22 protein-coding genes and 1 tRNA gene are annotated in these 25,806 nt (G+C 59.9%); 19 read left to right on the top strand and 4 right to left on the bottom strand.

Features of this window, described 5'->3' with window-relative positions; translation table 11 throughout:
- Positions 1 to 6: 6 nt before the first annotated feature.
- A complete protein-coding gene (gyrA, locus tag EXN68_RS04435; protein WP_142839771.1) occupies positions 7 to 2,799 on the top strand; it encodes a DNA gyrase subunit A in 2,793 nt (930 codons plus the stop codon).
- Between the two features lie 96 nt (positions 2,800 to 2,895).
- On the opposite strand, the gene EXN68_RS04430 is transcribed toward gyrA, so the two are convergent.
- The 3 genes from EXN68_RS04430 to EXN68_RS04420 form a co-directional block, all read right to left on the bottom strand.
- A complete protein-coding gene (locus EXN68_RS04430; protein ID WP_046800148.1) occupies positions 2,896 to 3,156 on the bottom strand; it encodes a hypothetical protein in 261 nt (86 codons plus the stop codon).
- Between the two features lie 82 nt (positions 3,157 to 3,238).
- Positions 3,239 to 4,720, bottom strand: a complete 1,482-nt coding sequence (locus EXN68_RS04425; RefSeq protein WP_142839770.1) for a D-alanyl-D-alanine carboxypeptidase family protein — start codon at positions 4,718 to 4,720, stop codon at positions 3,239 to 3,241.
- A gap of 139 nt (positions 4,721 to 4,859) precedes the next feature.
- The gene (locus EXN68_RS04420) at positions 4,860 to 5,579 is read right to left on the bottom strand and encodes a hypothetical protein (RefSeq protein WP_142839769.1); all 720 of its coding nucleotides are present in this window, start codon (positions 5,577 to 5,579) and stop codon (positions 4,860 to 4,862) included.
- 137 nt (positions 5,580 to 5,716) lie between these two features.
- Here EXN68_RS04420 and EXN68_RS04415 point away from each other — a divergent pair, with 137 nt between their 5' ends.
- The 4 genes from EXN68_RS04415 (at position 5,717) to EXN68_RS04395 (ending at position 6,909) form a co-directional block, all read left to right on the top strand.
- Positions 5,717 to 5,980 carry a hypothetical protein gene (locus EXN68_RS04415; RefSeq protein WP_046800151.1) on the top strand — a complete coding sequence of 88 codons (264 nt, stop codon included), beginning with the start codon at positions 5,717 to 5,719 and terminating at the stop codon, positions 5,978 to 5,980.
- 14 nt (positions 5,981 to 5,994) lie between these two features.
- Positions 5,995 to 6,222: a hypothetical protein gene (locus tag EXN68_RS04410; RefSeq protein ID WP_142839768.1), complete on the top strand. Its 228-nt coding sequence runs from the start codon at positions 5,995 to 5,997 to the stop codon at positions 6,220 to 6,222.
- A gap of 355 nt (positions 6,223 to 6,577) precedes the next feature.
- Complete coding sequence (locus tag EXN68_RS27590; RefSeq protein ID WP_193559496.1) at positions 6,578 to 6,730, top strand: hypothetical protein; 153 nt, start codon at positions 6,578 to 6,580, stop codon at positions 6,728 to 6,730.
- An 89-nt stretch (positions 6,731 to 6,819) separates the two neighbouring features.
- A tRNA-Ser gene (locus EXN68_RS04395) sits at positions 6,820 to 6,909 on the top strand.
- A gap of 145 nt (positions 6,910 to 7,054) precedes the next feature.
- Here the strand turns inward: EXN68_RS04395 and EXN68_RS04390 are convergent.
- The gene (locus EXN68_RS04390; RefSeq protein WP_142839765.1) at positions 7,055 to 7,399 is read right to left on the bottom strand and encodes a hypothetical protein; all 345 of its coding nucleotides are present in this window, start codon (positions 7,397 to 7,399) and stop codon (positions 7,055 to 7,057) included.
- 320 nt (positions 7,400 to 7,719) lie between these two features.
- On the opposite strand from EXN68_RS04390, the gene EXN68_RS04385 reads away from it, so the two are divergent.
- The 14 genes from EXN68_RS04385 to EXN68_RS04320 all read left to right on the top strand — a co-directional run bounded on the left by EXN68_RS04385 (position 7,720) and on the right by EXN68_RS04320 (position 25,706).
- Positions 7,720 to 8,808 carry a septal ring lytic transglycosylase RlpA family protein gene (locus tag EXN68_RS04385; RefSeq protein ID WP_142839764.1) on the top strand — a complete coding sequence of 363 codons (1,089 nt, stop codon included), beginning with the start codon at positions 7,720 to 7,722 and terminating at the stop codon, positions 8,806 to 8,808.
- A gap of 72 nt (positions 8,809 to 8,880) precedes the next feature.
- Positions 8,881 to 10,047: a D-alanyl-D-alanine carboxypeptidase family protein gene (locus tag EXN68_RS04380; RefSeq protein WP_142839763.1), complete on the top strand. Its 1,167-nt coding sequence runs from the start codon at positions 8,881 to 8,883 to the stop codon at positions 10,045 to 10,047.
- A 136-nt stretch (positions 10,048 to 10,183) separates the two neighbouring features.
- On the top strand, positions 10,184 to 10,858 hold the full coding sequence (gene tmk / locus EXN68_RS04375; protein WP_142839762.1) for a dTMP kinase: 675 nt from the start codon (positions 10,184 to 10,186) through the stop codon (positions 10,856 to 10,858).
- Entirely contained in the window at positions 10,851 to 11,876 is a 1,026-nt protein-coding gene (locus tag EXN68_RS04370; protein WP_142839761.1) for a DNA polymerase III subunit delta', read from the top strand. The genes tmk and EXN68_RS04370 overlap by 8 nt, the downstream gene beginning before the upstream one ends.
- A 305-nt stretch (positions 11,877 to 12,181) precedes the next feature.
- Complete coding sequence (gene metG, locus EXN68_RS04365; RefSeq protein ID WP_142839760.1) at positions 12,182 to 13,732, top strand: methionine--tRNA ligase; 1,551 nt, start codon at positions 12,182 to 12,184, stop codon at positions 13,730 to 13,732.
- A gap of 11 nt (positions 13,733 to 13,743) precedes the next feature.
- On the top strand, positions 13,744 to 14,526 hold the full coding sequence (locus EXN68_RS04360) for a TatD family hydrolase (RefSeq protein ID WP_142839759.1): 783 nt from the start codon (positions 13,744 to 13,746) through the stop codon (positions 14,524 to 14,526).
- A gap of 1 nt (position 14,527) precedes the next feature.
- Entirely contained in the window at positions 14,528 to 15,352 is an 825-nt protein-coding gene (locus tag EXN68_RS04355; protein ID WP_142839758.1) for an MBL fold metallo-hydrolase, read from the top strand.
- Between the two features lie 100 nt (positions 15,353 to 15,452).
- Positions 15,453 to 17,234, top strand: coding sequence for a chloride channel protein (locus EXN68_RS04350; protein ID WP_142839757.1), 1,782 nt, complete (start codon positions 15,453 to 15,455; stop codon positions 17,232 to 17,234).
- A 424-nt stretch (positions 17,235 to 17,658) separates the two neighbouring features.
- On the top strand, positions 17,659 to 18,960 hold the full coding sequence (locus EXN68_RS04345; RefSeq protein WP_142839756.1) for an MFS transporter: 1,302 nt from the start codon (positions 17,659 to 17,661) through the stop codon (positions 18,958 to 18,960).
- A 59-nt stretch (positions 18,961 to 19,019) separates the two neighbouring features.
- Positions 19,020 to 20,267, top strand: a complete 1,248-nt coding sequence (locus EXN68_RS04340) for an efflux RND transporter periplasmic adaptor subunit (RefSeq protein WP_161991188.1) — start codon at positions 19,020 to 19,022, stop codon at positions 20,265 to 20,267.
- Positions 20,267 to 23,386 carry an efflux RND transporter permease subunit gene (locus tag EXN68_RS04335; protein ID WP_237681351.1) on the top strand — a complete coding sequence of 1,040 codons (3,120 nt, stop codon included), beginning with the start codon at positions 20,267 to 20,269 and terminating at the stop codon, positions 23,384 to 23,386. The genes EXN68_RS04340 and EXN68_RS04335 overlap by 1 nt, the downstream gene beginning before the upstream one ends.
- On the top strand, positions 23,383 to 24,150 hold the full coding sequence (locus tag EXN68_RS04330) for a 4'-phosphopantetheinyl transferase family protein (RefSeq protein WP_142839753.1): 768 nt from the start codon (positions 23,383 to 23,385) through the stop codon (positions 24,148 to 24,150). The genes EXN68_RS04335 and EXN68_RS04330 overlap by 4 nt, the downstream gene beginning before the upstream one ends.
- 24 nt (positions 24,151 to 24,174) lie before the next feature.
- On the top strand, positions 24,175 to 24,954 hold the full coding sequence (locus EXN68_RS04325; RefSeq protein WP_142839752.1) for an amidohydrolase: 780 nt from the start codon (positions 24,175 to 24,177) through the stop codon (positions 24,952 to 24,954).
- 95 nt (positions 24,955 to 25,049) lie between these two features.
- Positions 25,050 to 25,706: a TetR/AcrR family transcriptional regulator gene (locus EXN68_RS04320; RefSeq protein WP_142839751.1), complete on the top strand. Its 657-nt coding sequence runs from the start codon at positions 25,050 to 25,052 to the stop codon at positions 25,704 to 25,706.
- Positions 25,707 to 25,806 lie beyond the last annotated feature (100 nt).

Below are 25,806 nucleotides of genomic sequence, written 5' to 3'. Positions count from 1 at the left end.
TCCGTTTTGACTGACCAGAGCCCCCCCGGCGGCGGAAAACTTCCGCCAGGCATTGAACCGATTTCCATCATGGAGGAAATGCAGCGGTCCTATCTCGATTACGCCATGAGCGTCATCGTGTCCCGCGCGCTTCCCGATGTCCGTGATGGTCTGAAGCCGGTTCACCGCCGTATTCTTTACGGCATGTCCGAACTCGGCATCGACTGGAACAAGAAATACGTCAAATGCGCCCGCGTCACCGGTGACGTGATGGGTAAATTCCACCCGCACGGCAATTCGGCGATCTATGATGCGCTGGCGCGTATGGCGCAGGACTGGTCGCTCCGCCTGCCGCTGATTGACGGCCAGGGCAATTTCGGTTCCATCGATGGCGATCCGCCGGCGGCCGAACGTTATACCGAATGCCGCCTGGAAAAGGCCGCGCATTCGCTGCTCGACGATCTCGACAAGGAAACCGTCGATTTCCGTGACAACTATGATGGCACGTTGCAGGAACCGGTGGTTATTCCGGCGAAGTTCCCGAACCTGCTGGTCAACGGGGCAGGTGGCATTGCGGTGGGCATGGCCACCAATATTCCGCCGCACAATCTGTCCGAGGTCATTGACGGCTGTATTGCGCTGATCGAGAACCCGGCGATCGAGCTGCCTGAACTGATGCAGATCATTCCCGGCCCGGATTTCCCGACCGGTGCTCTGATCATGGGCCGCTCCGGCATCCGCTCGGCTTACGAGACGGGTCGCGGGTCGGTCATCATGCGCGGCCGCGCCACCATCGAGCCGATGCGCGGCGACCGCGAGCAGATCATCATCACCGAAGTTCCCTACCAGGTGAACAAGGCCTCGATGATCGAGAAGATGGCCGAACTGGTCAAGGAAAAGCGCATCGAGGGCATTTCCGACCTGCGCGACGAATCCGACCGTCAGGGTTATCGCGTCGTCGTCGAGCTGAAGCGCGATGCCAATGCCGACGTCATCCTGAACCAGATTTATCGCTACACGCCGCTGCAGACCTCGTTTGGCTGCAACATGGTGGCGTTGAACGGCGGCAAGCCGGAGCAGATGACGCTGCTCGACATGCTGCGCGCCTTCGTCGCGTTCCGCGAGGATGTCGTCAGCCGCCGCACCAAGTACCTGCTGCGCAAGGCGCGCGACCGCGCGCATGTGTTGGTGGGTCTGGCGATTGCGGTTGCCAATATCGACGAGGTCATCCGCGTTATCCGTCACGCTCCCGATCCGGCTTCGGCCCGCGAGGAGTTGATGACGCGGCGCTGGCCGGCGCGGGATGTGGAAAGCCTGATCCTGCTCATCGACGATCCGCGCCATCGCATCAATGAAGACGGCACGTACAATCTGTCCGAAGAGCAGGCGCGTGCCATTCTCGAATTGCGTCTTGCCCGTCTGACGGCGCTGGGTCGCGATGAAATCGGCGACGAACTGAACAAGATCGGCGCGGAAATCAGCGAATATCTCGACATCCTGTCTTCACGCCTGCGCATCATGCAGATCGTCACCGAGGAACTCATCGCCATCCGTGACGAGTTCGGCACGCCGCGCCGGTCCGAGATCGTCGAGGGCGGTCCTGACATGGACGATGAAGACCTCATCGCCCGGGAAGACATGGTCGTCACCGTTTCGCATCTCGGCTATATCAAGCGCGTGCCGCTCACCACCTACCGGGCGCAGCGTCGTGGGGGCAAGGGTCGTTCCGGCATGGCGACGCGCGACGAGGATTTCGTCAACCGTCTCTTTGTTGCCAACACCCATACGCCGGTGCTGTTCTTCTCCTCGCGCGGCATCGTCTACAAGGAAAAGGTCTGGCGCCTGCCCATCGGCACGCCGCAGTCCAAGGGCAAGGCCCTTATCAACATGCTGCCGCTGGAACCCGGCGAACGCATCACCACCATCATGCCGTTGCCCGAGGATGAAACCACCTGGGAAACGCTTGATGTGATGTTCTCGACGACTCGCGGTACGGTTCGCCGTAACAAGCTCGGCGATTTCGTCCAGGTCAACCGCAATGGCAAGATCGCCATGAAGCTCGATGAAGAGGGTGATGAAATCCTCTCCGTTGAAACCTGTACGGATCGGGATGACGTGCTTCTGACCACGGCGCTTGGCCAGTGCATTCGCTTCCCCGTGGACGATGTGCGCGTCTTTGCCGGCCGCAACTCGGTCGGCGTGCGCGGCATCAACATGGCAGATGGCGACCGCATCATCTCCATGACCATCGTCGGCCATGTGGACGCTGAACCGTGGGAACGTGCCGCTTACCTCAAGCGCTCGGCAGCCGAACGGCGTGCCGCAGGCGTCGATGAAGACGACATCGCGCTCGTTGGTGAAGAAGTGACGGAAGAGGGCGAACTCAGCGAAGAGCGTTATCAGGAGCTGAAGGCACGCGAAGAATTCGTGCTGACGGTATCCGTGAAGGGCTACGGCAAGCGCTCGTCCTCCTACGACTTCCGCACATCTGGTCGCGGCGGCAAGGGCATCCGCGCCACCGATACCTCGAAGACGGCGGAGATCGGCGAACTCGTCGCGGCTTTCCCCGTGGACGAAGGCGACCAGATCATGCTGGTTTCCGATGGCGGCCAGCTTATCCGCGTGCCGGTCAACGGCATCCGCATCGCCAGCCGCGCCACCAAGGGCGTGACGATCTTCTCCACCGCCAAGGATGAGAAGGTGGTTTCCGTGGAACGCATCAACGAGCCGGAAGGCGACGAAGAGGCGGAAAACGGCAATGGCGACGAGGCGGAAGACAATCTGCCGGATACGCCTGAGGCACCGGAGAGCGAGGCGTAAGCCGCCTCGTTTCCCTTTCGTCAATCAACGGAAAACCCCGCGGCGCTCAGGCACCGCGGGGTTTTTCTTTGAGTCTTATCTGGTTAGTTCGGTTTGTTAGCGAATGCGGATATGGATCGGCGCACGTCCGGAACGGCGGGCTACGTGAAGGTGGATGCTGGCTTCCGGCTGGTTGGCGCGCCAGGCGCGGGCGCCATGCGACAGGAGCAGGCTGACCAGATCGCGCGTCTTTGCCTTGGAACGGTTGAGACCGAGATCGGCGATCCGCATCGCCGCTTCATGAATGGGATGCAGAACCGACAGACTGCTTTGCCCGTTGCCAGACGCAATGTCCGAATAATTCTCGTTAACTGCCATCTTGGAAAGCCTCGCTACACATTACACAATTCGAGGAGACAGGCGATGTTGCGACAATGAACACCGCCTGCGGAAACGTCGGTTACTGGAGTGACGCCCAGCAGCTGACGCCTTTCTTTTTCAATGCATTGCATGCATTTACCGCGGCATTCTGGCCATCAAAGCCGCCGAAACGGGCGCGGTAGATCTGGGAGCCGTCCTTGCTGAAGGCGACCGTGAAGGGCTTTGCGGAACGCAGGGCCGCACCACCTTTTTCCTGTGCGTTCTGCAACAGGCCGCGGGCGGAGTTTTCGTCCGGCGATGCGCCGATCTGGATTACCCAGCCACCCTGAGGTGCGGCAGACGTAGCCGACGCCGAAGGGGCAGGGGCGACGGAGGCGGTGACGATATTGTCCACCTTGGTCGAGTTGGTGATCATGCTGCGATCAGGAGCGATCGGCGCCCGAACAATCGGATCCTTGCCCTTCTGCCAGGTAGCGGCTTCCATGGCCTTGACGGCGGCATTGGAAGAGGAGCCTGCAAAGGCGGTGACCGGCGCTTCTTCATAACGGGCCTGCGGTACAGGGCCGGCATTGGGCAGGCCGGCATTGGTAGCCGCAACCGCAACGGAAGGAACAGCTGCCGCCACGGCGACGGGCTCTTCGACGGGTGCAGACCGCGTCTGGGCGATCAGGTTGCTGTTGCCGCCACGCGATGCCTGCGGCAGATAGGTTGCGACAAGCTTGCGCATGGTGGCGTCACGGGCGGCGCTGGAGCGACCGCCGAGAACGACGGCAACGATGGAACGACCATCGATCTGCGCCGAAGTGGCAAGATTGCTGCCGGCTGCACGGGTGTAACCGGTCTTGATGCCATCCACGCCCTTGACGGTTCCGACAAGGCGATTGTGGTTGCCGATGACCTGCTTGCCAAAATTGAAGGTGCGGGTGGAGAAGTAACCGTAATATTGCGGATAATGCTGGCGAAGGGCGATGCCGAGGCGGGCCTGATCGCGTGCCGTCGTCATCTGCGCCGTGTTGGGCAGGCCGTTGGCATTGCGGTAGGTCGTGCGGGTCATGCCGAGCGCACGGGCCTTGGCGGTCATCATTCTGGCGAAACGGTCTTCCGAGCCACCGAGATATTCGCCGAGCGCCGTCGCCATATCATTGGCGGAGCGGGTGACGAGAGCCAGAATGGCCTGCTCGACCGTAATGGCACCGCCAGCGCGCACGCCAAGCTTGGATGGTGGCTCCTTGGCGGCATTGGCCGAGACCGGCACCTTGGAATCAAGTGAGATGCGTCCGGAATTAAGCGCCTCGAACGTCAGATAAAGCGTCATCATCTTTGTCAGAGAGGCGGGATAACGCAAACCGTCCGGATCCTCGCCGTAGAGAACCTTGCCGGTCTTGGCGTCGATGACGATGCCCGCATATTTCGGTTCCGCCTGCGCGGTGCCCACGGATGTTGCGGTTATGAACGCCGCAGCAAGGGTCAACGCCAGAAACCTTACAAAAGACGTCGCACCCGCTTTGCGCGAATGTGCCCAAGATACACTTTTCAACACTGCTGAACTCTTCAATCGCATATTTCTGTTCCGCTCGGACATGCCCCGCCCGATAGCTCCGGGGAGAAACTTTATCGGGATGGCGTTACCAAGTGGTTTATGAAAGGTATCCACCCTCCATAAAATGCGACTTTTCGCACGCAATCTGTGCCATGCCGTTTCACGGATTTCCGTCTTTTGCGAGGCGCTGCTCAATATAATGTTTCACATCGGTGTCGAGCTTTTGCCATTGCGGCAGCAGGCCGGAGGAGAATCGGTAAAAAAGACTGAGATCCTGCCCGACGTGGATATCCCTCTGGCAGTCGCTGCCCGTGGCCTCCTGGGGTGTCTGCGGCAGAAGGCAGCGCACAACATAGTCGCTTTCGCCTTCGCGCCGTCCGGTCAGGATAACTTCCTTGCCGTAACCGGAATCGGCACGCAGGCGGTGCAGCAACAATCCGTGCTTCAGCTGTACGGGGTCTCCTTCCGTCAGCCGTGTATAGATCGGCGCGAAGCGGCCGGACATGTCCTGTGACATGGTGCTTTGCGACAGCTGAATATAAATCAGCCCCGTTGCCTCAGCCGGATCGTCGAATATTGCGCGATTCCCTTCCTCGTATCCCTTGAGACCGGGCCAAGTCAGATAAAGATCGACCCGCTCCTGTTCGCCGCCCTCACGACCGGAGGGCAGGCGCAGCGTGTTCTTCGCGAGCTTCAGCCGGTCGTTGCCGATCACTATCTGCACCTCGTCGGTCGCCGTCGTGTGGCCCGCCTTCAGTATGCGTTCGCCATATAATTTGACGCCGAAATTAAGAGCGACGACTAAAACGAGAAGGATTCCGGCGATGATGGCGGCGCGGCGCATCAGCGACGATGAAAGCAGGGGTGTTCCGTTCTGCATGGGCGTCCAGATTCGTTCTTGTCGCGGGCGGGATTTCCGGGCCGAAAATTGGCTGACAAAGCTTTAACCTGCGGCGATCGCCATTGAAATGCTGTTTTGCCGCTGCTACCTGATAGGGCGCAAGCAAAGGACGGCATATGGCAGCGCGCGACAGATATTCCCGGAAACTCGAATGTTCCAAATGTGGTCATCAGGGTTTTGCCGAAGTGTCGGAATCAGACGAGAAGAGCCGCGCCGATGTCGATTTTCGCGTCGATGAAATGCCGCGGGGGTTTCGCACCGAACGCGCCTCGGGTGATCCGACCGATTTCATGATCCGCTGCGGCCAGTGCGGCAACATATTTCGTTTCCTGCAGAAAACTGCCTATGCGCCCGGAGGCGAACCGCGCGTGAAGGCCTGAACGGGAGGTGCCGGATGACCATGCCGCAACAACCGAACGGAGCGCCGCCAAGGCGCAAGCCAATCTGGCCGTGGATCGTGCTTCTGGTGCTGACGCTCTGCGCCATCTACTCCTATAATCGCGCCAACGAAATCCTTGCCGAATTGTCTGACACGTTGCCGCCAGCGGTGCTGAACCTGTTCGAGGATATTCTCCGGGGTGGCGGACGACACGGTGATGGCGGCCCCAGCATCGGGGTCTGAATAGACAAGCCGACAACAGGGTTTGCCTGCAGGCCGGGTCTCTCGCACACAGACGTTTTTTAGAGGCGCATAAAAGAAAAAAAGCCCCGCAAACGGGCGGGGCAGGTTGATCGCTCGGGGAAAGTTGGGCAATGCCCGGGAGCGATGTGACTATATAAGCGACAATATTGCTGACGCGATAGGCCACTTCCGTCCCAAACAGTACTCCGGCGCATAAAATTTGCTCAAGTGAGGGGGATTTAAAGAGATGAACTCGCTAAATCTGTCAGGCAACTTGACAGCAAGCCATCCTATTCTTTCGCTTGCCTCGAATTGCACATATTTGCTCCTAACATAAAGAGACATGAGCAGACGCATGGATAAATCCGGAATCTTCTTCGTGGCGCTTTTGCTGGTGCTTGTTGCAATCGTTCTCAGCCTGACGCTGTTTGATTCGGCCGAGCAAGGTCCAACGGTTCCCGCGGGCGAGGGGTCTCTGCTGCCGCCGGCGACAACGCCCGGCCAATGACGGGTGAACGGAAGACAAGGGACCGCAACGGCGTGCGCCTGCCGGGATTGACGGCCCTTTTCAAACCGCTATAAAGCCTCACCACCGAAGGATGGGTGTCCGAGTGGTTTAAGGAACCGGTCTTGAAAACCGGCGTGCGTGAGAGCGTACCGTGGGTTCGAATCCCACCCCATCTGCCATTCAGCTCAAAAGTGACTCTTTAAAACGCGCAACGATTGCCGATCCTTGTCGCGTCGTCTCGCCGGTGCTGCTTTAATCTTATCCACAACGAAGAAACCCGCCTTTCGGCGGGCTCCAGATTTCACATTGAATTAGATTTCGTCATCAGATTTCGGGGCAACCCCGTTCGTTGGCGAAGGTGATGCGATCCGGGCCGCGGCGGGTGAAACCCTGAACAACGACGCGGCCGGGGGTGACGCGCACGACTTCAGGATCTCGAAGGCCAGCCTCACGGGCGGCGGCGCGGGCTTCGCGTTCGCTGCAGCCGCGCATGCGGGGCGGGCCACGGCGGTCAACGTCTCTGTCGCGATCTCGATCGCGGATGACGGGGCGGACGCCATCGGGACCAATCCTCAATTCCATGTCCTGCGCCGCGGCCGGGACCGGCGCGGTGATGGATACCAGGGCGATGCCAAGCGCCAGACCCGTAGCTTTTATTGACTTGATCATGGTTTCCTCCCTCAGCCGAAAAACCGGCGGAAGCTTGTTTGTTTGCGGGGAAGAAACGCGGTCGCACTGCCTTTGTTCCGTAATCACGGATGCCGGGTAAGGTGCGGATGAGCGTCAACGGCAGATTTCAGGCACCCAAAAAAGAGATAAATCATTAACCACGTTCATTACAATTTTATCGAATTTGCAGAAGTCGTTCGCATTTTCGCCACGTTATGCACAAGATTAAGCGACTGTTAGGTGCTTCGATGGCAGGGGCAATTAATCGAGGCAAGTGAGGGTGCGGTTCTCCGAGCCAATAGCAGCGTGGGGCAGACGATTTGAATTCTACGGTCAAGAAACTCGGCATCAGCACCAGATCGGGTGCGAAGTGGCTTGCAATTTCCGTGCTTTGCGCTGCGACAGCGTCGTGTTCCACCACGACCGAGACCAAGCCTAAGCCCAAGCGCAGCAAGGAATATTTCTCTGAATCGGAATATGGCGTCAAAGCCAGCCCGCGCGTTGCCGATGGCAAGAGCATTCCCAAGGGCGGCGGGCGAGAGCTGATCGGCAATGCCTATACCGTCAAGGGACGTCGTTATTTTCCGAAAGAAGAGCCGGGTTATAACAAGACCGGTCTTGCCTCCTGGTACGGTTCCGCCTTCCATGGCCGCCTGACGGCGAATGGCGAAGTGTACGATAAAGAACATCTTTCTGCCGCACATCCGACATTTCCCCTGCCCAGCTATGCGCGCATCACCAATACGGAAAATGGCGCATCGGTTCTGGTGCGCGTCAACGATCGCGGACCTTTCCATGAAGGCCGCCTGATCGACGTTTCCAGCAAGACAGCCGATCTTCTCGACATGAAGGCGACAGGTACGGCGAATGTGCGGGTGCAATATGCCGGCCGCGCCCCGCTTGACGGTCACGACATGCCCTATCTGATGGCGTCTTATATTCCGAAGGGCTCGCGCTCGCCGGGTGTGGCGCCGGAAGGGCAGATCGCAACGGGCGTGATGGTGGCTTCGGCCTCTCCGAATTTCGTTCCGGCTCCGGCCTCCAATCCGAATTATAGCGGTTCGACGCAGACGGCGCTGGTCGGTTCCAAGAAGAATGCGGCCCTGCAGGCCATGCCGCTGGTCAATGGTCCGGCGCCGGTATTCGAGCAATTTGCGATCCTGCCGGAAATCGGTCCGTTCCTGGCCGAGCGTCCCGAAGGAAACTTCATGCGTGAGCCGACAGCACCCGGCGGCAATTATCTTCGCGTGCCGACACCATCGTCCAAATATGCAGCGGCTTATTCGGAAGAATCTGCTACGGTTTCCCGGACCGCACGTGCCTTCGACAGCGTGCTGGTCGATCGTGGCGCGCTCAACGAGCAATCGATACTCGCCCATGTGAAGCGTCAGCAGGCGAAGTCTCGCTGACGGATTGAAGGGTAGGGCTGCATCCGTTTCATTTCGGGCGGCCGGTTGCGGCAGGCAGGACTGGGCGGTTTCATGCGCAAGGCCATTTATCGCTCCTATTGTTCGGTCGTCGTCGCGGCCGGACTGGCGTTTTTCAGTGCGGGTGCGGCGCAATCGCAGACTGCACCCTTCATCGCCAAGGCCGAACAGGCCTATATGATCGATGCCGAAACCGGCACCGTGCTTCTCTCGCAAAATGAGGATCAGTCGTTTCCACCGGCTTCGCTTGCCAAGCTGATGACGGTGGAGGTGGCGCTGGATGCGCTTTCCAAGGCGCAGGTGACACCGGAGACCGCTTATCCCGTCTCTGAATATGCCTGGCGCACGGGCGGCGCGCCGTCACGAACCTCGACCATGTTCGCGGCGCTGAAATCTTCCGTCAGCATCAACGATCTCCTGACCGGCATCATCGTGCAGAACGCCAATGATGGCTGCATCATCATCGCCGAAGGCATGGCGGGGTCGGACCCGGCATTTGCCAAGCGCATGACCGCGCGGGCGGGTGAACTCGGCATGAACCGCAGCAGGTTCACCAATTCCACGGGGCTTCCTGATCCGGGCAACCAGACGACGGCCAGGGATATGGTGCGTCTTGCCCAGCATCTGCACGATACCTATCCGGATCGTTATGGGCTTTTCACCAAGCCGGATTTCGAATGGAACCGGATATTCCAGCGCAACAAGAACACACTGCTTGGAAGCGGCATAGATGGGCTCGGGCTTGGCTTTGCGGAAGGCAGCGGCTTTGCGGCCGTGGTTTCGGCTGAGCGGGAGGGTCGGCGGGTCTATCTCGCGCTGTCAGGCATAACAGACGACAAGACGCGGCAGGAAGAAGCCCGCCGTGTGGTCGAGTGGGGCCTCACAGCTTTCGAAAAGCGCCATCTTTTCAGCAAGGATGAAGTGGTGGGGTCGGTCAGCGTCTATGGCGGTGATGCGTCCTATGTCGATCTCTCGCCGAAGGAAGATGTCAGCGTGCTGGTGCCGGTCAACAATCCGGAGCGAATTTCCGGACGGATTGTTTATCGCTGGCCATTGAACGCACCGCTGGACGTGGGCGCCAATGCGGGAACGCTCAAGGTCTTTTCCGGTGAGCGGCTGCTGCGCGAAGTGCCGCTTTATACCAAGGGTTCGGTCGGCAAGGGCTCGCTGACGCAGAATGCGGCGGGCGCGTTGAAAGAACTGCTACTGTTCTGGCTCTGAAAATCCGCGCTTTGCGCTACTTTCCTCTATGCTTTTGTTCAGGCACCGGATTTTCTGAAAAGCGCTTCACACTTTTTGGTTCGATGCTGTAAACAGGCATTTCAATATTTCCGGGAATTCCTCGCAGGACGTGACATTGGCCGAAAAGACTGGATTGTTCATCAGCTTCGAAGGCGGCGAGGGCGCCGGCAAGTCCACGCAGATTCGCACACTTGCCGAGGTGCTTCGTGGTCGGGGCTTCGAGGTGGTCGTGACGCGCGAGCCGGGCGGCTCGCCGGGTGCGGAGGCCGTTCGGCATGTGATTTTGTCCGGTGCGGCGGAATCCTTCGGTGTGCGCATGGAAGCAATCCTGTTTGCGGCGGCGCGCAACGACCATGTCGAGGAGGTCATTCGCCCGGCGCTTGCGCGTGGCGAGATCGTGCTCTGCGACCGCTTTCTTGATTCCTCCCGCGTCTATCAGGGCACGACCGGTAATCTGGAGCCGGATTTCATCGAGACGCTGCAACGCATTGCCATCGATGGTGTGGTGCCGGAACTGACGCTGATCTTCGACATTGCCGCCGAAAAGGGGCTGGCCCGCGCCAGAAAACGGGCGGATGAGGGGGCTGCGCCTGACCGGTTCGAAAAAGAGGAAATCGAAACCCACGAGAAGCGGCGGGAAGCCTATCTTGATATAGCGCTTGCCGAGCCGCGTCGCTGCCGTATCGTCAATGCCGACCAGCCGGAGGAGAAGGTGGCGGAGGATGTGAGGTCCTTTGTCGAGCCCTTGCTCGAACAACTGGGAACTGCGGCGGGCGCGGCGCATGAGTGAGGTTCAGGGCGTTCTCGACGGCGCGATTGCGCCGCAGCAGAACACGAAGCTTTTCGGGCATGAGGAAGTCGAAGCGTTCCTCGCCCAATCCTATCGTTCCGGCAAGGGCCATCACGCCATTCTCATCGAGGGGCCGGAAGGGATCGGCAAGGCAACACTCGCCTTCCGTTTCGCCAATCATGTCCTCAACCATCCCGATCCGTCTTTGGCACCGGATGTCCTTGCCGATCCCGATCCGCAATCGCTCGTCAGCCGGCAGATCACTGCCGGGGCGTCGCACAACCTGTTGCATCTGACACGTCCGGTGGATGAAAAGACCGGCCGCGTGAAATCCGCCATCACCGTGGATGAGGTGCGGCGGGCCGGGCATTTCTTCTCGCAAACCTCGGGCACCGGCAACTGGCGCATCGTCATCATCGATCCGGCTGATGATCTCAACCGCAACGCCGCGAATGCGATCCTGAAAATACTGGAGGAGCCGCCCAAGCGGGCGATGTTCCTCGTCCTGTCGCACGCGCCGGGCAAGTTGCTGCCGACCATCCGCTCGCGCTGCATGCCGCTCCGGCTCCTGCCACTTTCCGATGCGGATATGGTGCAATCACTCGATCATCTCGGCATCGGCTCCGCCGGCGAAAAGCGCGATGCCCTGATTGCCGCCTCGAAGGGCAGCGTGACGCAGGCGCTCAAGCTGATGAATTACGGCGGTTCCGACATTGTCGAGGCCTTTGCCGAGGTGATGTCTGCGGAAGGGCCGGGCGCCCGCAAGAAGATGCACAAGTTGGCCGAAGTTCTGGCGCAGAAGGATGGCGACATCGTCCTCGGCTTCTTCATGGAGCATGTGACGGAAGAGCTGATGGAGCGGGCCCGGGCGGCGGCCATGGCGGGTGACATCGCGGCAGCGGAAAGACATGCGCGGCTATCCTCGATGCTTGCGGAGCGCATCAGCGTGGCGCAGGCCTATAATCTCGACAAGAAGCAGATGGTGCTTTCCATTCTGGAAGATGTTCGGGGCGTCTGACGGGCGAGAGATCGTATGGAACGTACGATTTCGATGGCGTATAAACCTCTTCCGTCATGCCGGCCTTGAGCCGGCATCCAGCCACGGCGCGTCTGCGCCGTGAGACGAGTCTTTTGCGATCAAGGACTTGATCGCGCTGGACCCCGGATCTCGTCCGGGGTGACGGAGTGCGGAGCCGAGCGTTCGCCAAAATCCACTTTGTCTGCAAGCTGTCGTACAAAACGTACGCTTTTTCTTTCGCTGCTGCGAACAATGGTTTAAGAGCGGTCTATCCAAAAAACAGCCTGTAAAGTCGATCGACCGTCATGACAGACAAGACACCATTCTACATCACCACTGCGATCTCCTATCCCAACGGCAAGCCGCATATCGGCCATGCCTATGAGTTGATTGCAACGGACGCCATGGCACGTTTCCAGCGCCTGGATGGAATGGATGTTTTCTTCCTGACAGGCACCGACGAACACGGCCAGAAGATGCAGCAGACGGCGCGGGCGGAAGGCATTTCGCCGGAAGAGCTGGCGCAGCGCAATTCCGACCAGTTCCGCGCGATGGGCAAGCTGCTCAACGCCTCGAATGACGATTTCATCCGCACCACGGAAGAGCGTCACCACGAGACCTCGCGCAATATCTGGAACCTGATGGCCGATAGCGGCGACATCTACAAGGACAGCTATGCCGGCTGGTATTCCGTGCGCGACGAAGCCTATTACGGCGAAGACGAAACGGAAGTGCGCGCCGATGGCGTCCGTTATGGGCCGCAGGGCACACCGGTGGAATGGGTGGAAGAGGAAAGCTACTTCTTCAAGCTCTCCGAATACCAGGACAGGCTGCTGAAGCTCTACGAGGAAAACCCTGAATTCATCGGCCCGGCCGAACGGCGCAACGAGATCATCTCCTTCGTGAAATCCGGCCTGAAGGACCTGTCGATTTCCCGCACCACCTTCGACTGGGGCATCAAGGTTCCGAATGATCCCAAGCATGTCATGTATGTCTGGGTCGATGCGCTGACCAACTACATCACCGCCACGGGTTACATCGAAGACAGGAACGGCCCGCGCGCCAAATACTGGCCGGCCGATGTACACATCATCGGTAAGGACATCATCCGCTTCCACGCGGTCTATTGGCCCGCCTTCCTGATGAGCGCCAAGCTGCCGCTTCCCAAGCGCGTTTATGCGCATGGCTTCCTGCTCAACAAGGGCGAGAAGATGTCGAAGTCGCTCGGCAATGTCGTTGATCCTGCCAATCTGGTTGCTCACTTCGGCCTTGATCAGGTGCGGTATTTCTTCCTGCGTGAAGTTTCCTTCGGCCAGGATGGCAGCTACAGCGAAGACGGCATCGCCACCCGCATCAATGCCGATCTCGCCAATGGCATCGGCAATCTTGCCAGCCGTTCGCTGTCGATGATCGTCAAGAGTTGCGATGGCCAGATCCCGGCACCCGGCGCGTTCACCGACGAAGACAGGGCGATGCTCGCTTCGGCCGACGGCCTGCTGGCAGTGTGCCGTGAGGAAATGGGCAAGCAGCTCATTCACCGCGCACTCGCTGCCATCATCGCCGTCGTTTCGGAAACCGACCGTTATTTCGCATCGCAGGAGCCATGGGCTCTGAAGAAGACCGATCCGGAGCGCATGGGCACCGTGCTTTACGTGACGGCGGAAGTGGTGCGCCAGATCGGCATTCTCCTGCAGCCCTTCATGCCGGAATCCTGCGACAAACTGCTTGATCTTGTGGCAGCGGCCGCTGACAAACGCGATTTCGCAGCGCTCGGCGAGGCCGGTCGTCTGGTTCCGGGCACGCCGCTCGAGGCACCGAAGCCGGTCTTCCCGCGTTACGTTGCGCCGGAAGCGTGAAGGCTACAACCATGCTGATCGATACCCATTGCCATCTGGATTTTCCTGACTTCGATGCTGAGCGCGACGACATCATCGCCCGCGCCCATGCCTCCGGCGTGAGCCAGATTGTGACGATCTCGACCCGGGTGCGTCGTCTGCCCGAGCTTCTAAAAATCGCGGAAAAGTATCCGTCGGTTTTCTGCTCGGTCGGCACGCATCCCAACAGCGCTGCCGAGGAACTGGATATCTCGGCTGACGATCTGGTTCGGCTGGCGGAGAGCCACGACAAGATCGTGGCGATCGGTGAGGCGGGACTGGATTATTTCTACGATACGCAGAAGCCGGAAGACCAGAAGACCGGCCTCATTCGCCATATCGAGGCGGCAAGACGGACGAAGCTGCCGCTCGTCATTCACAGCCGCAGCGCGGATGACGACATGGCCGCTATTTTGCGCGCGGAAAGCGACAAGGGGGCATTCCCCTTCATCCTGCACTGCTTCTCCGCTGGTCCTGAGCTGGCGAAAACCGGTGTCGAACTGGGCGGGTATGTTTCCTTTTCGGGCATTCTCACATTCCCGAAATCACAGGATATCCGCGATATTGCCGCAACCGTCCCGCTTGACCGGCTGCTTGTCGAAACCGACGCGCCTTATCTTGCCCCCAAGCGCTGGCGGGGAAAACGCAACGAGCCTTCCTACGTGGTCAATACGGCAGAAGTTCTGGCCGAAGTGCATGGTGTTTCTTTCGAGCGCATGGCCGAAATCACCACCGAGAACGCCTTCCGCTGCTTTTCGAAGATGACAAGGGTGTAGCGTGGCAATCTACCGTCGTCGCTTCACGGTTCTCGGCTGCGCGTCTTCGCCCGGTGTGCCGCGCATCAACGGCGACTGGGGTGCCTGCGATCCCGAAAATCCGAAGAACCGGCGCACGCGCACGGCCTTCATGGTGGAGCAGATCGGCCCGGATGGCGGCAAGACAACTGTCGTCATCGATACTGGACCGGATTTTCGCGAACAGATGATTGCAGCCAAGGTGGAGGCCGTCGATGCGGTGCTTTACACCCATGCCCATGCCGATCACCTGCATGGCATTGATGATCTGCGCATCTATTTCGCCATCCAGCAAAACCGTATTCCGATCTATGCCGATCCCGTCACCATGGCGCGCATATGGGATGGTTTTGCCTATTGCCTGGAGACCCCGCCGGGCAGCAGTTATCCGCCAATCGTTGAACCGCGGATCATCGCCGACATCAATGCGCCGGTGATTATTAACGGGGCAGGTGGGCCGATAGCTTTCAACGTGCATATGCAGCAACATGGTGATGTACATTCGCTCGGCTTCCGCATAGGCGATGTCGCCTATTGCACTGACGTCAGCGATTTTCCTGCTGAAAGTGTGCCCAAGCTTTCTGGCCTTGATATTCTCGTCATCGACGCGCTTCAGCACCGTTACCACCCCAGCCATCTTTCGCTGGAACAGGCGCTTGGCTGGATCGAAAGATTCGCACCCAAACGGGCGATCTTGACCCATATGCATATTCCGCTCGATTATGAGACGGTAATGCGTGAAACGCCTGATCGCGTCGAACCGGCCTACGACCAGATGCGTTTTGAAGTGGAGTTCGAAGCGCCCTGAGCATGTCTCTCAAAATCGGTTGCCGGTTTTGGAACAGAGACGTGCTTTGAAACACTAGTACAGGCGCGTCGCGCTTTGACGTTGCCTGAGAAGGAACAGCATGTCGACCCGGCCTTTCCGTGCACCCAGTATGGCGAGCTTTTTCGACAATCTGCGCGCCAGCCGGTTGCGGGCAATGTTCCGTCGCGGCGAACTGGGGCTGGTGGCTCTTGCCGCTCTCATTGGCATTGCAGCGGGCCTTCTGGTGGCGCTGATCGGCGCGTTGAGCACGGCGCTGCATGTGCTGGTCTTCGGTACCGAGCGGCTGAGCAGCAGCGATCTCTCTGGCCCCGTCGTGCTTGCCGGACCGGTTGTCGGCGGCATCGTGCTTGGCGTGATTATCTTCATTCTTTCAAAGACCCGCAAGAAACCGATGGTCGACCCGATCGAGGCCAATGCCCTGCATGGCGGCCGCCTGTCGCTGACGGACAGCATCATCGTTTGCGTGCAGAACATCGTCTCCAACGGTTTCGGCGCGTCGGTCGGGCTTGAAGCCGGTTATACGCAGATCGCCAGCGGTGTGGCCTCGAAGATCGGCATCAAGCTGAAACTGCGGCGAGGGGATATGCGCATCCTCGTCGGCTGTGGTGCTGCAGGTGCGATTGCGGCGGCCTTCAATGCGCCTCTGACGGGGGCGTTTTACGCCATCGAACTCATTATCGGCACCTACACCGTCGTGACGCTTGCGCCGCTCATTGTGTCGGCGCTGGTGGCCACCACCGTTATCGGGATTATCGGCGGTCATGGCCTGTCGATCGATATTGTCGATGCCAGCCGCGTGACGCCTGCAGATTATGTGCCCGCCATCTTTCTGGGAGTCGTGTGCGCGGCGATCGGTATCGTGCTGATGCAGACGGTTTCCTTCATTGAGGAGACGGCCCGCAAAAGCGCCATTCCCGGCTGGCTGCGTCCGGCGATTGGCGGCATGGCGGTCGGCGCTCTTGCGCTGATTTCACCGCAGGTCCTGTCGAGCGGCCACGGCGCGCTGCATCTCAATATTGATGCCGAACTGACGATTTACGGGCTGGTCGGGCTCTTCCTGCTGAAAGCGGCGGCCAGCGCCATTTCCATCGGTTCCAATTTTCGCGGCGGCCTGTTTTTCGCCTCGCTGTTCATGGGGTCGCTTCTGGGTAAAGTTTTTGCGCTCTGCGCCCCCTATATCGGCTATGGCTCGACAGCGCCCATCGTTTATGCGGTGATCGGTATGAGCGCCTTTGCCGCCGCCATCATCGGTGGCCCTTTGACGATGACGTTCCTGGCGCTGGAACTGACGGGTGACTTCCAGATCACGGCTCTGGTGCTCGCCGCCGTCATCACAACGTCGCTGGTGGTGCGCACGACCTTCGGTTATTCCTTCGCCACGTGGCGTTTTCACCTGCGCGGAGAGAGTATTCGCAGCGCCCATGATATTGGCTGGATCCGCGACCTGACGGTCGGCAAGATGATGCGTGCCGATATCCGCAAGGCCAATGTCAGCATGGGGCTCCCGGCCTTCAAGGAGAAGTTCCCGCTCGGTTCGACGCAGCGGGTGATCATGACCCATGATGACGGGCGTTATGCCGGCATCGTCCTCGTGCCGGAAATTTACGCCGACCCGATGGATCGTGATCCAAGCAAGATCAGCCTTGAGACCTATCTGCAATATAAGAACGACGTGCTGTTGCCGACCATGAATGCGCGTCAGGCAGCAGCCGCCTTTGATGCCACGGAAAGCGAAGCGCTGGTTGTCGTTAACGACAAGATAGAGAACCGCCCGGTTGGTCTGCTTACCGAGAGCCATACGCTCAGGCGCTACAGCGAAGAGCTGGAACTGAGACGCCGGGAGGCATCCGGAGAACTATAAATTTGGATTAGAAAATTCTTTTTATATATTGATATAATTCGCATTTCTTTACGAATACGGAAATTAGCACGGCTTGATATGTTCACGCGTGAAAACCATGCAAGCGCAAGTGTCGAACCTGTGACGCCCTGACCTTCAAGCCATCTCAACGTCCTGCATTCATGCACGGTCCAATGTCTGGAGCGCGCTAGCCCGCACGGCGTTCTCGCTGCCTTCCTGATTTTTCTCGTGCCAGCTTGACAAAAAAGACTTCTCCATAATAAATAGACTGACTACTTAATTAATGAAACATTTGATGCTTATGAGTGGGCGAGCGGGGTTGCTGACGTGACCTGTCGCGCGCCTTGGCGCAGCCGTGCGCTCAAGTCATTTGCCGCCGTCATCATCGCCCGCAGCACTGGTTCGGTGAAATTTGGAGATCGTAATGCCTTCAGACAGCAGCCCTGCCGAGACGATGCGCCTTGCGGCGGCATATGCTGATCTCGACGCCGGCTCCGAGGCGGGGCCTCGCGGACTTGGTCTTCCGCACAGCCGCATTCCGCTCTATGGCATCATCCTTGCCGGCGCCCTGTCGCTTTTCGGGAATGCGGTGGCCGGCGTCGTGCTGCCATGGATCGTGCTTTCCCTGACAGGCAATGCCGCATGGACCGGGATTGCGGCGGCGGCCGGCATGATGCCGCTGGTGATCGGCGCTTTTTTCGGCGGGCCGATCGTTGACCGTTTCGGTTCGCGTGTCGTTGCCGTTACTGCCGATCTTGCCAGCGCATTGAGCGTTGCAGCCATTCCGTTGCTGATGATGACCGGACAGCTGGATATCGGCCTGCTGATCGGCCTGATCGTGATCGGCGCGCTTCTCGATGGGCCGGGCATGATCGCCCATGATGCAAGGGTGCCGGAACTCGCCCGTGTTGCACGCATGCCGATCGAGCGGGTGACGTCGATTGATGAACTGCTGGAAAACACTGCGCTGATCTTCGGCCCGCCGGTCGCCGGCATCGCAATCGCCGCTTTCGGCATTGAATATGCCCTGCTGATCACGGCCGGCTGCTCGCTGCTTGCCGCCGTCATCGGCGCGATCTGCCTGCCGCGTCATCGCCGCAGGATCACCGATCCGGACAAGGGCGGTGCGGCGCTTGCGGGCCTGTGCTTCCTGCTGACCGAACCGCTGCTGCGTCTCATGCTTGTCGTCGCCATGGTGATGCTGGCGGTTTTCGGTGCGCTCAACGCCGTTGTTCTACCGGTCCTGTTCAAGGCAAGCGGGGCGGATGTTCTCGACCTCGGGCTGTTCCTCGCGGTTTCCGGGGCAGGGGCGGCCTTCTCGGCTGTCACCTTTGCCATATGGGGCCATGGCTGGAACGGACGCTTTGTGCTTCTGGCGGGCATATCCGGCGCCACGCTTGCGATCGGTCTGATAGCCTTCATTGAGACCGGTCCATATCTATTTTTCGCGGCTGCCTTGATCGGCCTGTCGACCGGGGCGCTTGGCCCGCTCGCCAATGCGATGTTCCTGAAACGCGCACCGGCCTCGATCCGGGGCAGCGTGCTTGGGACGACCGCGGCAATTGCCATGATGGCGACGCCGCTCGCCGTGCTGATCGCCGGTTTCGGCATGGAGGCTGTCGGTCCCGCATTGTTCCTGTGGGGGCTGACGGCAACCCTCTGTTTGCTGGTGCTCTGGGTTCTCCTCAGCCGGGCGACGCGGATGCTCGGCAAATCGCCGCCATGATCGGGGAGCCGTCGCAATCCTCCCATCTCCTTCAATTTCCCATCCGGACCGCTTCCATCATGACCGAACCGAACTCTATCGCTGAAAATTCCACCGGATATGCCGAGCCCACATCTTCCGAAAAACGCAGGCGGGGTTTCACCACCAGACTGTTCTGGTGGGGGGCGGCAGCTGCCGCTTTTTTGGGTGTCACTGTGTGGCTGATGCTGGCTGGCGAAGAAACACCGGCAGCGGCGCAGAATGCGCAGGCCGCCAAAGTGTTGCCGCATGTGTCCGTTGTTGCGGCAGCGTCCTATGACTTTAACGCGAGCCAGGATGTGGCCGGTCTTCTGGCCGCCCGCAATGATATTTCGATCGGAACGGCCGTGACCGGTCAACGCATTGTCGAGGTTTCTGTTGATGTCGGCGATACCGTCGCCGCCGGGCAGCTGCTGGCGCGGCTGGAGAGCAAGACGCTCGCCGCACAGGTCCAGCAGACGGAGGCCAATGTTGCCCGTTCGCGTGCTGCGCTTGCGGAAGCCGAGGCCGCCGAGATCGAGGCAAGCGAAAATCTGCGTCGCGCAGAAGGGCTTTCCGGCTCCAGCGTCAGCAAGGAGCAGCTTGGCCAGCGGCGCGCTGCGGCGGCCATGGCGGCGGCGAAAATCGAAGGCGCGCGGGCGGAACTTGCCGGCACGCAGGCGCAGCTTACCCAGAACCGTCTTGAACTGGAGCGTACCGAAATCCTGTCGCCCAAACCCGGCGTCATCACCCAGCGTTACGCCCGCATCGGCGCGATGCCCGATAGCACTGAACCGTTGTTTCGTCTGTTGCAGGATGGAGAGTTGGAGTTTCTGGCCGAAGCGCCGGAACGGGTGCTGCCGTCGCTGCAGGCCGGCCAGTCGGTGACGATCACTGTCAATGGTGTCAGCCGGCCCATTCAGGGCACCATCCGTGTCGTCGAACCGGCGGTCAACACCCAGAGCCGCCTCGGTATCGTGCGGATCGCCGTTTCTCCGTTCGCAGATCTGCGCACCGGCGCGTTTGCCCGTGGCAAGGTCGATCTTGGTGAGCGCCGGTTCCGTGTCGCCGTGCCCGAGGCGGCCCTGCGGCTGCGCCGTGGAGGCACCGCACAGCTCGTCGTGGTCGATCACAATGACAGGGTGGCGCGACGCACCGTTCGCCTGGGGCAGGCGCAGAACGGCATCATCGAAATCCTTGAGGGGCTGGAGCCGGCCGAACGCGTCGTTAAAAGCGCCAGTGCTTTTCTGCGTGACGGCGACCAGATCGTCGGCGTGGATGAGATGGCGCAGAAAGGGGAGGGGCGTTGATGACCAATATTTCGTCCTGGGCCATCCGCCGTCCGATCCCCACTCTCGTTCTCTTCCTGCTGTTGACGATCGTCGGCATTCAGTCCTTTTTGAAGCTGCCGGTCAACGCCAATCCCCGCGTCGATTTTCCGATCGTCACGGTGTCCATCGCCCAGGCCGGTGCTGCCCCGGCCGAACTGGAAACACAGGTGACCCGGCGTGTCGAAGGCGCGATTTCAGGCCTTGCCGGCATCCGGCATATCCAGTCGACCATCGGTGACGGCCTGTCGACCACGACGGTGGAGTTCCAGCTCGGCATTGACACCGCCCGCGCCACCAATGATGTGCGCCAGGCAGTCTTGCAAATCCGTACCGAAATGCCGCGCGACATCGAGGAGCCGATCATTGCCAGCCTGGATGTCGAGGGTGGGGCGATCCTCTATTTCGCCGTTCGTGCACCGCAGATGTCGCCTGTCGATCTCTCATGGTTCGTTGACGAGACGATTGCGCGGGAACTCCTGACAACCAAGGGCGTGCAGCGCGTGCAAAGGCTTGGCGGCGTCAGCCGCGAAATCACGGTGCAGCTTGACCCCGACCAGCTCATTGCCTTCGGCATTACCGCCGAGGATATCAACAATCAGGTTCAGGCGTTCAACACCAATGTGCCCGGCGGCAGAAGCCGGCTCAATGAAAAGGAACAGTCGATCCGCGCCGTCGGCGGCGCGATTACCGCCGGCGAGCTTGCGGAACGGCCGATCAGCCTTCCCAACGGCCAATGGACGACACTCGCCACGCTTGGCAAGGTAACGGACGGATCGGCCGAACCGCGCGAGTTGTCGCGCCTTGATGGTGAACCGGTGGTCGGCTTTTCGGTGTTCCGGACCAAGGGTTCGAGCGATACGGCCGTCGAAAATGGCGTGAACGCCACCATCGCACGGCTGATCGACACTTATCCGGGCGTCGAAATCGATCGGGTGCTTTCGACGGTCGATTATACGAGGGCGAGCTACGAGGTCGCCATGGAAACCCTGATCGAGGGCGCGGTGCTGACGGTCGTGGTGGTGTTTTTCTTCCTGCGCGACTGGCGTGCAACGCTGATCGCCGCCGTTGCCATGCCGTTATCGATCCTGCCTACGTTTGCGGTGATGCTGTGGCTTGATTTCACGCTCAACAGCATCACCCTTCTGGCGCTGACGCTGGTGATCGGCATTCTCGTTGATGACGCCATCGTTGAGGTGGAGAATATCGACCGCCACCTCCATATGGGCAAGCGGCCGTTTCAGGCGTCGATCGATGCGGCGGACCAGATCGGTTTTGCGGTTCTGGCAATCACCGCCACCATTGTTGCAGTGTTTCTGCCGGTCAGCTTTATCGGTGGGGTGATCGGGCAATATTTCAAGCAGTTCGGGCTTACCGTTTCGGTCGCAGTCCTTGCCAGCATGCTGGTTGCGCGTCTCGTCACCCCGCTGATGGCCGCCTATCTTCTGGCGCCGAAGGCGGTGAAAGTGGAGGAGCATGGAGCGCCGAAATCACGCCTTGGCCGGGCTTATGTTGCGCTTCTCGAGCTTGCGCTGCGCCACCGGTTGAAAACCTGTGGCATTGGCGTTCTGGTGCTGGTGGGTTCCTTCCTTCTCGTTCCACTCCTGCCATCGGGCTTCCTGCCGAGCGACGACCGCAGCCTGTCGCGAATCCAGATCGAACTGCCGCCGGAATCGACGTTGCGCGATACGGATGATGCCGTGCAGTCGGTAACGGCGGCGCTCCGGCAAATGCCGGAGGTCAAAAGCATCTTCGCCTCTGTCGGCCGCACTGATGACGGGCCGGATGTTGCTCGCGCTTCGCTGCTGGTCAATCTGGTGCCTTCGTCCGAGCGGACGCTTTCCCAGCGCCAGTTCGAACTGGCTGCCGCAAACGTCATAGCCCGCACGCCGAATATTCGCTTTGCATTCCAGAACGAAAATGCGGCGCGCGATATTTCCATCATTCTCGTCGGCGATGCGCCGGAGAAGCTCGCGGCCGCGGCGTTTGCCGTCGAAACAGGAATGCGCGGCCTTGCCGGCATTGCCAATGTGCAGACCATCGAACCCCTGCCACGCGCCGAATTGCAGATAAGGCCACGTTTCGATGAAGCGGCCCGGCTTGGCATTTCCACGCAGTCCATCGCCGCCGTCATGCGCATTGCAACCACGGGCGATACCGACGCCAACTCCGCCAAGTTCAACATTGGCGACCGGCAGGTGCCGATCCGCGTGATGATCGACAGGGATGCGCAGAGCAATCTCGATACGCTCGGCATGCTCAGGGTGTCGGGAGCAAATGGCAGCGTGCCGCTGATGTCCATCGCCGATCTTTCAGTTTCGGAAGGGCCGGGACAACTCAACCGCTTTGACCGTCAGCGCCGTGTGACAATCAGTGCCGATCTTGCCGGCATTCCGCTGGGCGTGGCGCTGGAGCGCATTCACGCCTTACCTGCCATGGCGTCGCTTCCAGCCGGGGTGCGGGAAGTGCAATATGGCGATGCGGAATATATTGGCGAGATGTTCCAGAGTTTTAGCGCGGCCATGTTGTTCGGCCTGCTTATGGTGCTCGCCGTACTGGTCGTCCTCTTCAAGGACTTTCTCCAGCCGATCACCATTCTTGTGGCGTTGCCGCTTTCGGTGGGGGGAGCGATCGTCGGCCTCATGCTTTACGGCGGCGCCCTCGATCTGCCGGCCGTCATTGGCCTGTTGATGCTGATGGGCATCGTTACCAAGAACTCCATCCTGCTGGTGGAATTCGCCATCGAGAAGCGAAACAACGGCCTTGACCGCCATCGAGCGCTGGTTGAATCCGGGGTTGAACGTGCCCGGCCGATCATCATGACCACGCTTGCCATGGTTGCCGGCATGATGCCGGCGGCGCTGGGCGTGGGGGCGGATGCCGGTTTTCGCGCGCCGATGGCGATTGCCGTCATTGGTGGCCTCATCACCTCCACCCTGTTGAGCCTCGTTTTCGTGCCTGTCGTTTTCACCTATATGGACGACCTGCGCGGCTGGCTGGGCCGCAGGCTGCAGCGCCTCACTTCCGTCACGGCCGCTGACCGGGCAGGGGCGGAACAGCTGATGACCGGCGGGGCCGAAACGTTGCGGGGGCAAGGATGATGCCCGGCCACCAGATTTCAGGCACCAACGCACCCGTCATGCGAGACGATATTGCCGCCGCCGTTTGCCGTTCGGACGGTTTCCTGTCCGGCCCGGTTTTTCTCGATACCGGCTCGAAAAACGTCGTCGCGCTCGAAGCGCAATATCATCTGCCCTGTTATCGGCCGGCGCTGTTCGACAGGCTGGAGGTGGTGATGCCAACGCTGCTTGCCGAGGCTGTTCCCAAACGGCAGGCCGAGTTTCTCGCAGGGCGTTTTCTGGGGCAGGCGGCGCTGAAGCTTCTGGGCAGGCCTTCTGTTCCGATCGGCATCGGCAACAAGCGCGAGCCTGTGTGGCCGCCGGGCATATCCGGTTCCATCAGCCATTCCCACGGCATATGCGTCAGCATGGCGACGCTGGACGGTGAAGCGATGGTTGGCGTTGACGTCGAGAAAATAGAACCTAGCGCGGTTACCGAGATCATCCTGAAACGCGCCCTCGACACGCTGGAGCGAGAGCTGATTGCCGACCGGGAACAATGCGACGGTCGGGTGCTGCCTTTTCTGGTGTTTTCCGCCAAGGAGACGCTGTTCAAAGCACTTTATCCGATCGTTGGACGTCACTTCGATTTTCATGCCGCACGTCTTTTCGAGAGGCCCGACCGTGACGAATTGCGGCTGGAGCTGACACGCCCGCTGCATCGGTCGCTTCCGGCCGGCAGCCGTTTCCATATTCGTTTTTCAGTGACAGGCAGTTTCGTCCGCACCTGGCTGATTTGTCGTTAAAACCATGTTTTCAAGGAGATATTCATGAGTGACAGGGATCTTCGCATAACGCTGGTGCAGGCGGATCTGGCCTGGGAAAATGCCGGGCAGAACCTGCTGCAATTCGACCGTCATCTGGATGAGATCGGTGCGACGGACCTGATCGTTTTACCGGAAATGTTCACAACCGGCTTCAGCATGAATCCGCAGGCTGTCGCGGAACCCATGGACGGGCCGGCGGTGGAATGGTTGCGGGAGACTGCCCGTCAGCACGATGCCGACATCGTCGGGAGTGTGGCGATTAGAGAGGACGGCCGTTATTTCAATCGGCTGCTCTGGGCCCGCCCGGATGGTACGCTCATTCATTATGACAAACGGCATCTCTTCACCTATGCCGGGGAGCATGAGCACTATACGCCGGGGCAGGTGCAGCAGGTGGTGCACCTGAAGGGCTGGAACATTGCGCCCTTCATCTGCTTCGATCTCAGATTTCCGGTCTGGTCGCGCAATCGCGGTCAATATGACGCGGCGCTTTATATTGCGAGCTGGCCCGCCCGCCGGGCTGCGCATTGGAAAAGCCTGCTGCCGGCACGCGCCATTGAGAACCAGGCCTATGTCATAGGGGTGAACCGCGTCGGCATTGACGGCAACGACCTTGCTTATGAAGGCGACAGCATGGTCATCGATCCCCTGGGAGACATATGTTTTCACGCCAATGTGAATGCTGTCGTGCACCAACAGCAGCTTTCGCGCCGGATGCTCGACGATACAAGGGCGAAATTGCCGTTCCTGCGTGAATGCGAGCAGTTTGAATTGACCGTTTAAGGTGTAATCGGCGCACAGGTCCAGTCGTGGCGGGTTGACAGTCCGCCTCGATATAATTAATGGACTAAGCGCTCAGTTAATTTATGGGAGCAACGATGGCCCGCAAGCTCGATCCGGCAAAGCATGAAGCCAAACGGCAGCAGATACTTGAAGCTGCCATAAGCTGCTTTGCGCAAAACGGGTTTCACCAGACCACCACGGCGCAGATATGCGCGGCGGTCGGCATGAGCTCCGGCAATCTTTTCCATTATTTCGCCAGCAAGGAAGCGATCATCGAAACGATCGTTGCCGAAGAGCGGCGGGAAACCGCCGCCTATTTTGCCGAACTTGGCGCGGCGGACGATCAGTTCGGTGCGGTTCTGGGCTTTGTCGATGCATCGCTGGAACTTGCCACCGACCCCACCTATGCCCGGCTGGTGCTGGAGATCGCCTCCGAGGCGATCCGCAACCCGGCTATTCACGCGCTTGTCAGGGCAGCCGATCAGGAAATCCGGGCAGGGATCACCGATCTTTTGCGCAAGGGAATGGAGCGTGGCCAGATCGACGCCAATCTCGACGCCGAGCGTGCTGCGACATGGATCGCGGCGCTGATAGACGGCGTTTTCTCACGCCTGGCGGTTGATCCCGATTTCCGGCCACTCGAAGAAGCCGACATGATGCATCTGATTATCGGCCGCTTTCTGGCTGCAAGACAATCTGCCGGTGAAATGGCTGAGATCGGGCAAAATCCGACGCCGGCAACGGCTGGTTGATAGGCCTGCAGGGAATGCCCAGGGAAAATCGGTCCGCGGTTTTCTGTTCCTTTGCTTCCGGCAGTCGCTGACAGGCGGCTCCGGGTTCGCGGATATTTAC

The sequence above is a fragment of the Martinezella rhizogenes genome (assembly GCF_007002745.1).
GTDB classification, from domain to species: Bacteria; Pseudomonadota; Alphaproteobacteria; order Rhizobiales; family Rhizobiaceae; genus Agrobacterium; species Agrobacterium cucumeris.
Note: the sequence above shows the minus strand (reverse complement) of the source record. Positions and strands in the feature narration are given on the sequence as shown.